Here is an 8,571-nt window from a genome sequence, read left to right on the forward strand (position 1 = left end):
CCCGCGAATGGGCCGCAAAGCGGCCCCTCCTGGAATTACAGCTTGATCCAGGTCGCCTTCAGCTCGGTGTATTTCTCCAGCGCATGCAGCGACTTGTCACGGCCGTTGCCCGATTGCTTGAAGCCACCGAACGGTGCGGTCATGTCGCCGCCGTCGTACTGGTTGACCCACACGCTGCCGGCGCGCACGGCCCGCGCAGTCTTGTGCGCCTTGGAAATGTCCGCCGTCCAGATACCAGCCGCCAGGCCGTACGGGGTGTCGTTGGCGATGGCGATGGCTTCTTCGGCGGTGTCGAAGGCAATCACCGACAGCACCGGCCCGAAGATTTCTTCCTGGGCGATGCGCATGGCATTGGTCACGCCATCGAAGATGGTCGGCTCCACATAGGTGCCACCGGTTTCCTCCAGGGTGCGCTTGCCGCCGGTCAGCAGCTTGGCGCCATCCTTGTGGCCGGCCTCGATGTACGACAGCACGGTATTCATTTGCTGGGTATCGACCAACGCACCCACGGTGGTCTCTGGGTCGAGTGGGTTACCGGGCTTCCAGCCTTTCAGGGCCTCGACCACCATGGGCAGGAACTTGTCCTTGATCGAGCGCTCGACCAGCAGGCGCGAACCGGCGGTGCACACTTCCCCCTGGTTGAAGGCGATGGCACTGGCGGCAGCCGCAGCGGCCGCTTGCAGGTCCGGTGCATCGGCGAAGACGATGTTCGGGCTTTTGCCGCCAGCCTCCAGCCAGATTCGTTTCATGTTCGATTCGCCCGCATAGACCATCAGTTGCTTGGCGATCTTGGTCGAGCCGGTGAACACCAGCGTGTCGACATCCATGTGCAGGGCCAACGCCTTGCCCACGGTGTGGCCGTAGCCTGGCAGCACGTTCAGTACACCCGCCGGGATGCCGGCCTCGATCGCCAGTTGCGCGATGCGAATGGCGGTCAGCGGCGATTTTTCCGAAGGCTTGAGCACCACCGAGTTACCGGTGGCCAGTGCCGGGCCGAGTTTCCAGCAGGCCATCAGCAGCGGGAAGTTCCACGGTACGATGGCACCGACCACGCCGACTGGCTCACGGGTAACCAGGCCAAGCTGGTCGTGTGGGGTGGGCGCGACCTCGTCGTAAACCTTGTCGATGGCTTCGGCGGTCCAGTGAATGGCCTGGGCTGCACCGGGGATGTCGATGCTGGAGGAGTCACCGATCGGCTTGCCCATGTCCAGGGTTTCCAGCAGCGCCAGCTCTTCGACGTTCTTGCGCAGCAGGTCGGCGAAACGGATCAGCGTGGCTTTGCGCTTGGCCGGGGCCAACTGCGACCAGACGCCAGCGTTGAAGGTGGCACGCGCGTTTTCCACGGCACGGTTGGCATCGGCCAGGTCGCAGCTGGCAACCTTGGCCAGGAAGCGTCCGTCGACCGGGCTCAGGCACTCGAAGGTTTCACCGGATACGGCATCGGTGTATTCGCCGTTGATGAAGGCACGGCCTTCGATCTTCAGTTGCTGGGCGCGTTGTTCCCAGTCCGCACGGGTCAGGGTGGTCATACGAAACTCCTCCTCTTGTTTAGGTGCAACGCCGCACTGAGGACTCACAGGCGTTGTCAGAATTCTGGCCGGGCGACGAGCGCACACTGGCAAGCGATACCCTAAACCAGCCACTGTAAACTATCAATATATTTGACACGGAAGGCCCAAAAGCCTACTGATGTTAATTTTATTTAACAAGAACCGGAGCCGCACCATGAACATCGCCAGCATCATCGACTTCGCCCAAGTGCTCACTGAAGCCGAACGGTACCGCCCTGCGGCTGAAAAAATCCTCAAGGGTGAGCCAGACCAGGCGGTCTACAACCATTACTCCAGCCCATGCGGGCAGTTTGCCGCAGGCGTTTGGGAGGGTGAGGTCGGCCAGTGGAAAGTGAACTACACCGAGCATGAATACTGCGAGATCGTTCAGGGCGTTTCGGTACTGCGCGACGACAACGGCGGTGCCAAGACCCTGCGCGCCGGCGACCGGTTCGTAATCCCGGCCGGGTTCACAGGCACCTGGGAAGTGCTTGAGCCGTGCCGCAAGATCTACGTCATGTTCGAGCAGAAGTAATTATGTAGCGCAGCTGGCCAGGCGGCATGCGTGAGGATGGCCCTGCCCACAACGGGCCATTCACCTCAACAGGAAGATCACCATGACCAACGATGACGTCAAACAAGCCCTCGCCCACCTGGTCGGCGCCCCTTACGTGCCAGAGCTCAAAGACACCATCTGCGCCATTACCGGTCGCTCCCGCGTGGTCGGCCCCACCGACATGTGCACCCGCGAGTTCGACCCTACCCGCATCCAGATCAGGACCGACGCCAACCAGGTGATTCAGGGCTTCGAATTCAACTGACCTTGCAGCAGGCATAAAAAAACCCGCGTCCTTACGGATGCGGGTTTTTTTCAGGTCGCCGATCAATTACTTGATCTTAGCTTCCTTGTACACCACGTGCTTGCGAACAACCGGATCATATTTCTTGATCTCGATTTTGTCCGGGGTGGTGCGCTTGTTCTTGTCGGTGGTGTAGAAGTGGCCGGTACCGGCACTCGAAACCAGACGGATCAATTCACGCATGATGCTCTCCCTTAAACCTTGGCGCCAGCTTTACGGATGTCAACCAGAACGGCGTCGATGCCGCGCTTGTCGATGATACGCATGCCTTTGGCGGAAACGCGCAGACGCACGAAGCGCTTCTCGGATTCAACCCAGAAACGGTGGTGCTGCAGGTTCGGCAGGAAACGACGACGGGTTTTGTTGTTTGCGTGGGAAATGTTGTTCCCGGTTACTGGACCCTTACCAGTAACTTGACAGACTCTCGACATGACTCAGCCCTCTAAAACCACATGCCCAACCCGGCATGGGTTGGCCGCTTAATCTCTCAGTCTTTGGCGCCTGGGCGCCGTGATTCTGGAGGCCTTATCGACCGGATCCGCTTATGCGACAGGCCGAGCCCCTAGAAAAGAGCGCTGCTTTATACCAGAAAGACCTGGCTGCAACAATAGTTGATGCACATTGGCGCAAGCCCGATTCAGCCGGGGCAGCATACCTTCAGGCCCCGCCAGCCGTCGACCGCTCGTCGCCACATTTGTAAAAAAGGATGTGGTCATTTCCCGACAGGCACACTAGGGTAGGCTTTTTCCAGACTGCACTGGCAGATGGGCCACTGACAGCCAAGGAGCCACCATGCGTGCCGCCGCCCTTTCCTTATTGTTCAACTCCCTGTTCACCGCCACCCTGTTCGCGGGTGGCATCGCCCAGGCCGCGCCCCTGAGCGTTTGCAGCGAGGCCAGCCCCGAAGGCTTCGACGTGGTGCAGTACAACTCGCTGACCACCACCAATGCCACCGCCGACGTGCTGATGAACCGCCTGGTGGAGTTCGATGCAGCACAGGGCAAAGTGGTGCCGAGCCTGGCGGCCAGCTGGACGGTCTCGGCCGACGGGCTGGTGTACGACTTCACCCTGCGCGACGGTGTGAAGTTCCATACCACCCCGTACTTCAAGCCCACCCGCGAATTGAATGCCGATGACGTGCTGTTCAGCTTCCAGCGCATGCTCTACCCGGCCCATGCCTGGCACAAGACTGCACCCGGCGGCTACCCCCACGCCCAGTCGCTGCAACTGGGTAGCCTGATCAAGGCGATCGACGCCCCGGCCCCGAACACCGTGCGCTTCACCCTCAGCCACCCAGACGCCACGTTCCTGGCCACCCTGAGCATGGGCTTCGCGTCCATCTACTCTGCCGAATATGCCGACAAGCTGCTCAAGGCCGGCACGCCAGAGAAGCTCAACAGCCAGCCGATCGGCACCGGGCCGTTCACCTTCCAGCGCTTCCAGAAGGACGCTGTGGTGCGCTACCGCGCCAACCCGGACTACTTCGGCGGCAAGCCGGCAGTCGACCCGCTGATCTTCGCCATCACCACCGATGCCAACGTGCGCCTGCAGAAGCTCAAGCGCGGCGAGTGCCAGGTCGCCTTGTCGCCCAAACCGCTGGATATTGCCGAAGCGGCCAAGGACGACAAGCTCAAGGTGGCCAGTACGCCCGCGTTCATGACCGCCTTTGTCGCCATCAACAGCCAGCACCCGCCACTGGACAAGCCGGAAGTCCGCCAGGCGATCAACCTGGCCTTCGACAAGCAGGCTTACCTCAAGGCGGTGTTCGAAGACTCTGCGGTGGCGGCCAACGGCCCCTACCCGCCCAATACCTGGAGCTACGCCAAAGACCTGCCCGGCTACCCTCTGGACGTGAAAAAGGCCAAGGCCCTGCTGGCCAAGGCCGGCCTGGCGGAGGGCTTCAGCACCACTATCTGGACGCGGCCATCGGGCAGCCTGCTCAACCCCAACCCAAGCCTTGGCGCGCAAATGCTGCAGGCCGACCTGGCCAAGGTCGGCATCAAGGCCGAGATCCGTGTGATCGAATGGGGTGAGCTGATCCGCCGCGCCAAGGCCGGCGAGCATGACCTGCTGTTCATGGGTTGGGCCGGTGACAACGGCGACCCGGATAACTTCCTCACCCCGCAGTTCTCCTGTGCGGCAGTGGAGTCGGGTACCAACTTCGCACGGTTCTGCGACAGCCGCCTGGACCAGCTGATCAGTGCCGGGCGCACCACCAACGACCAGAGCGTGCGCAGCCGGCTGTACCAGCAGGCGCAAACCCTGATTCAGCAGCAGGCACTGTGGGTGCCGTTGGCGCACCCGACGGCGGCAACCTTGCTGCGCCGGGAAGTCGAGGGGTACCAGGTCAGCCCGTTCGGGCGGCTGGATTTCAGCAAGGTGTCGGTGGCCAGGTAGACCTGCACCGGGCTCTTCGCGGGCACGCCCGCTCCCACAGGGACATCACCGCCTTCAAGGCCGGCGAATATCCTGTGGGAGCGGGCTTGCCCGCGAAGAGGCCAGCACACAACTAAACGGCCTAAGCCACGATCCACCCCTGCTCAACCATCGACAACGGCTCCCCGTCGCCAATGATGATGTGATCCAGCACCCGCACGTCGATCAATGCCAGCCCGCGTTTGAGCGACAAGGTCAGGTGCACATCGTCCTGGCTAGGCTCACTGTTGCCTGAAGGGTGGTTATGGCACAGGATCAACGCGGCCGCGTTGTGCAGCAATGCCCGCCGCACCACCTCCCGCGGGTAGACGCTGGCCCGGTCGATGGTGCCCCTGAACAGAATCTCGAACGCCAGCGGCCTGTGCTTGGTGTCCAGAAACAGGCAACCGAACACCTCGCTGGGCTCATGGCGCAGCATGGCCTTCAGGTAACGCCGCACCGCCTCGGGCCCTTCCAGCACCGCTGCGCGCGCGATGTGCTCATCCAGGTAACGCCGGCCGATTTCCAGCAGCGCTTGCAACTGTGCGTATTTCACAGCGCCTATGCCCGGCTCGCGCAGCACCGCCGCGCGCTCGGCCTCAAGAAACTGCCGCAGCCCACCAAAACGCACCAGCAGCCCGCGTGCAAGGTCCAGTACATTGCGCCCGGCCACGCCCGAACCGAGCAACACGGCCAGCAACTCGGCGTCCGACAGCACCGCCGCACCCCGTTGCAACAGCTTCTCCCTTGGCCGATCTTCAGCCGGCCACTCTCTGATATTCATCCCTGCCCCTCTGCCCTTGCTGCGGCCCATTTCGGCCCTGTGTTAATCTATTTCGCCTCGTACATGCGACGTTCTGCCGCAGGCATTTGCAAACGTCGCCGCCCGCTCTCTCTGGAAAAAGGCAAGCCTATGCAGCGGCTGTATCGCAAGCGCATCGTTCTCGGCGTGGGGGGCGGCATTGCCGCCTACAAAAGCGCCGAGCTGATTCGCCGTCTCCTGGAGCACGGCGCGCAGGTGCGCGTCGTCATGACCCGTGGGGGTGCCGAATTCATCACCCCGCTGACCCTGCAGGCGCTGTCGGGCCACCCGGTGCACATGGACCTGCTGGACCCGGCTGCCGAAGCGGCCATGGGCCACATCGAACTGGCCAAGTGGGCCGACCTGGTCTTGATCGCCCCGGCCACCGCCGACCTGATGGCGCGCATGGCCCAGGGCATGGCCGATGACCTGCTGACCACCCTGGTACTGGCCACCGACGCCACCGTGGCGGTGGCCCCGGCGATGAACCAGGCCATGTGGCGCGACCCGGCGACCCAGGCCAACCTCGACCTGCTCAAAAGCCGTGGCATCCAGGTATTCGGCCCGGCCTCCGGCAGCCAGGCCTGTGGTGACGTGGGCCTGGGGCGCATGCTCGAGGCCACCGAGCTGGCCTGGTGCGCGGCAGAAAGCTTCAAGCGCCAGGCCCTGACCGGCAAGCATGTGCTGATCACCGCCGGGCCGACCCAGGAAAACATCGACCCGGTGCGCTACATCACCAATCATAGCTCCGGCAAGATGGGTTTCGCCCTCGCCGAGGCGGCAGCTGAAGCAGGGGCTCGGGTGACCCTCGTGACCGGCCCGGTGCACCTGCCAACCCCGGACCGGGTCAGCCGTATCGACGTGGTCAGCGCGCGGGACATGCTCGCGGCCTGCGAGGCGGCCATGCCGTGCGACCTGTTCATTGCCTCGGCAGCCGTTGCGGACTACCGCCCGGAAGTCGTTGCCACACAAAAACTGAAGAAAGATCCTACGACCGGCGACGGCATGCTGCTGCAGATGGTGCGCAATCCCGATATCCTTGCCACCATCGCCGGCCGCGCCGACCGCCCGTTCAGCGTCGGCTTTGCCGCCGAGACCGAACACCTGCTCGATTACGCCACGCGCAAGCTCAAGGACAAGAACCTCGACCTGATCGTCGCCAACGATGTGGCCAACCCCAGCATTGGCTTCAACAGCGAAGAAAATGCCTTGACCGTGATCGACCGCCAACAGCACCAAACCCTCTTCGCGCAGACCAGCAAGGGCAAGATCGCCCGGCAACTGGTCGCCTTCATCGCCGAACGGCTCAACCAGGTTCAATAAGTTACATGCACGCTCTTCAAGCCAAGATCCTCGACCCACGCCTGGGCAGCGAATTTCCGCTGCCAACCTACGCCACCCCCGGCTCCGCTGGCCTCGACCTGCGCGCCCTGCTCCAGCAAGACACCGTCCTCGAACCAGGCCAGACCCTGCTGATTCCTACCGGCTTGTCGATCTACATCGGCGACCCGGGCCTGGCCGCCGTCATCCTGCCGCGCTCGGGCCTGGGCCATAAGCACGGCATCGTGCTGGGCAACCTGGTCGGGCTGATCGATTCGGACTACCAGGGCGAGCTGATGGTGTCGTGCTGGAACCGCGGCACCACCCCTTTCACCATCGCCGTGGGCGAGCGTATCGCCCAGCTGGTGCTGGTGCCGGTCGTGCAGGCGCATTTCGATATCGTCGAGGCCTTCGATGAAAGCCAGCGCGGCGCTGGCGGCTTCGGTCACTCCGGCAGCCACTGAGCCGAAACACGACCGTTCAGGCCAAGGATGGCGAACTCTCTGGTGAAACCACCGTCCAAGCGTTCAATTTGCGCCTGCCCAGAAAGCCTTTGACTAATGGAGCTTCCAGAGATGAACGACATGGCCCACCTGGTCCCTGCCACATTGCCAGACAGCATTTTCCGCGCGTATGACATTCGCGGCGTGGTCGGCAAGACCTTGCACGCCGAAACCGCCTACTGGATTGGCCGCGCCATCGGTGCGCAAAGCCTGGCCCAGGGCGAACCGCAAGTCTCGGTAGGCCGCGATGGCCGCCTGTCTGGGCCAATGCTGGTGGAGCAACTGATCAAGGGCCTGGTCGATGCCGGTTGCCAGGTCAGCGACGTCGGCCTGGTGCCGACCCCGGCCCTGTACTACGCGGCCAACGTATTGGCCGGCAAGTCGGGCGTGATGCTGACCGGTAGCCACAACCCGTCCGACTACAACGGCTTCAAGATCGTCATCGCCGGCGACACCCTGGCCAATGAACAGATCCAGGCCTTGCTGACCCGCCTGAAAACCAACGACCTTACCCTGGCTGCAGGGCGTGTTGAAAAAGTCGAGATCCTCGACCGCTACTTCCAGCAGATCGTCGGCGACGTGAAGCTGGCCAGGAAGCTCAAGGTCGTGGTGGACTGCGGCAATGGCGCCGCCGGTGTGATTGCCCCCCAGTTGATCGAAGCCCTGGGCTGTGAGGTGATCCCGCTGTTCTGCGAGGTGGACGGCAACTTCCCCAACCACCACCCGGACCCAGGCAAGCCGGAAAACCTCGAAGACCTGATCGCCAAGGTCAAGCAGACCGGCGCCGACATCGGCCTGGCCTTCGATGGTGACGGCGACCGCGTCGGCGTCGTGACCAACACCGGCAGCATCGTCTACCCCGACCGCCTGCTGATGCTGTTCGCCCAGGACGTACTGGCACGCAACCCGGGCGCCGAGATCATCTTCGACGTCAAGTGCACCCGGCGCCTGACCCCGCTGATCGAACAACACGGTGGCCGGGCGCTGATGTGGAAAACCGGCCATTCGTTGATCAAGAAGAAGATGAAACAGACCGGCTCGCTGCTGGCGGGCGAGATGAGTGGTCACATCTTCATCAAGGAACGCTGGTACGGTTTCGACGACGGTATCTACAGTGCCGC

9 protein-coding genes and 1 pseudogene are annotated in these 8,571 nt (G+C 62.8%); 6 read left to right on the top strand and 4 right to left on the bottom strand.

Annotation, left to right across the window (positions count from 1 at the left end; translation table 11 throughout):
• Window positions 1-35: 35 nt before the first annotated feature.
• The gene (locus tag APH30_RS12190) at window positions 36-1,529 is read right to left on the bottom strand and encodes an aldehyde dehydrogenase (protein WP_054881325.1); all 1,494 of its coding nucleotides are present in this window, start codon (window positions 1,527-1,529) and stop codon (window positions 36-38) included.
• 196 nt (window positions 1,530-1,725) lie between these two features.
• On the opposite strand from APH30_RS12190, the gene APH30_RS12195 reads away from it, so the two are divergent.
• Complete coding sequence (locus tag APH30_RS12195; protein ID WP_009682916.1) at window positions 1,726-2,085, top strand: cupin domain-containing protein; 360 nt, start codon at window positions 1,726-1,728, stop codon at window positions 2,083-2,085.
• An 82-nt stretch (window positions 2,086-2,167) separates the two neighbouring features.
• On the top strand, window positions 2,168-2,371 hold the full coding sequence (locus APH30_RS12200; RefSeq protein ID WP_009682915.1) for a hypothetical protein: 204 nt from the start codon (window positions 2,168-2,170) through the stop codon (window positions 2,369-2,371).
• Between the two features lie 66 nt (window positions 2,372-2,437).
• Here the strand turns inward: APH30_RS12200 and rpmG are convergent, their stop codons facing one another.
• A complete protein-coding gene (gene rpmG, locus APH30_RS12205; RefSeq protein ID WP_003253507.1) occupies window positions 2,438-2,593 on the bottom strand; it encodes a 50S ribosomal protein L33 in 156 nt (51 codons plus the stop codon).
• Between the two features lie 11 nt (window positions 2,594-2,604).
• Window positions 2,605-2,841: a 50S ribosomal protein L28 gene (gene rpmB, locus APH30_RS12210; RefSeq protein WP_003253504.1), complete on the bottom strand. Its 237-nt coding sequence runs from the start codon at window positions 2,839-2,841 to the stop codon at window positions 2,605-2,607.
• 361 nt (window positions 2,842-3,202) lie between these two features.
• On the opposite strand from rpmB, the gene APH30_RS12215 reads away from it, so the two are divergent.
• The gene (locus APH30_RS12215) at window positions 3,203-4,807 is read left to right on the top strand and encodes an ABC transporter substrate-binding protein (protein WP_054912681.1); all 1,605 of its coding nucleotides are present in this window, start codon (window positions 3,203-3,205) and stop codon (window positions 4,805-4,807) included.
• A 121-nt stretch (window positions 4,808-4,928) separates the two neighbouring features.
• Here the strand turns inward: APH30_RS12215 and radC are convergent, their stop codons facing one another.
• Window positions 4,929-5,609, bottom strand: a complete 681-nt coding sequence (gene radC, locus APH30_RS12220; protein WP_029885730.1) for a DNA repair protein RadC — start codon at window positions 5,607-5,609, stop codon at window positions 4,929-4,931.
• A gap of 129 nt (window positions 5,610-5,738) precedes the next feature.
• On the opposite strand from radC, the gene coaBC reads away from it, so the two are divergent.
• The 3 genes and pseudogenes from coaBC to APH30_RS12235 all read left to right on the top strand — a co-directional run.
• The gene (gene coaBC, locus APH30_RS12225) at window positions 5,739-6,950 is read left to right on the top strand and encodes a bifunctional phosphopantothenoylcysteine decarboxylase/phosphopantothenate--cysteine ligase CoaBC (RefSeq protein ID WP_009681996.1); all 1,212 of its coding nucleotides are present in this window, start codon (window positions 5,739-5,741) and stop codon (window positions 6,948-6,950) included.
• A gap of 5 nt (window positions 6,951-6,955) precedes the next feature.
• Window positions 6,956-7,411: a dUTP diphosphatase gene (dut, locus tag APH30_RS12230; protein WP_029885729.1), complete on the top strand. Its 456-nt coding sequence runs from the start codon at window positions 6,956-6,958 to the stop codon at window positions 7,409-7,411.
• Window positions 7,412-7,549: 138 nt separating this feature from the next.
• Window positions 7,550-8,571 (top strand): annotated as a pseudogene (locus APH30_RS12235) (phosphomannomutase/phosphoglucomutase); the annotation flags it as partial.

Source organism: Pseudomonas sp. NBRC 111127, from assembly GCF_001320345.1.
Lineage (GTDB): Bacteria > Pseudomonadota > Gammaproteobacteria > Pseudomonadales > Pseudomonadaceae > Aquipseudomonas > Aquipseudomonas juntendi.

Coding starts and splice junctions, on each gene's coding strand:
- APH30_RS12190 (WP_054881325.1), bottom strand. CDS start 1,529: ATGACCACCCTGACCCGTGCGGACTGGGAACAACGCGCCCAGCAACTG.
- dut (WP_029885729.1), top strand. CDS start 6,956: ATGCACGCTCTTCAAGCCAAGATCCTCGACCCACGCCTGGGCAGCGAA.
- coaBC (WP_009681996.1), top strand. CDS start 5,739: ATGCAGCGGCTGTATCGCAAGCGCATCGTTCTCGGCGTGGGGGGCGGC.
- APH30_RS12195 (WP_009682916.1), top strand. CDS start 1,726: ATGAACATCGCCAGCATCATCGACTTCGCCCAAGTGCTCACTGAAGCC.
- radC (WP_029885730.1), bottom strand. CDS start 5,609: ATGAATATCAGAGAGTGGCCGGCTGAAGATCGGCCAAGGGAGAAGCTG.
- rpmB (WP_003253504.1), bottom strand. CDS start 2,841: ATGTCGAGAGTCTGTCAAGTTACTGGTAAGGGTCCAGTAACCGGGAAC.
- APH30_RS12200 (WP_009682915.1), top strand. CDS start 2,168: ATGACCAACGATGACGTCAAACAAGCCCTCGCCCACCTGGTCGGCGCC.
- rpmG (WP_003253507.1), bottom strand. CDS start 2,593: ATGCGTGAATTGATCCGTCTGGTTTCGAGTGCCGGTACCGGCCACTTC.
- APH30_RS12215 (WP_054912681.1), top strand. CDS start 3,203: ATGCGTGCCGCCGCCCTTTCCTTATTGTTCAACTCCCTGTTCACCGCC.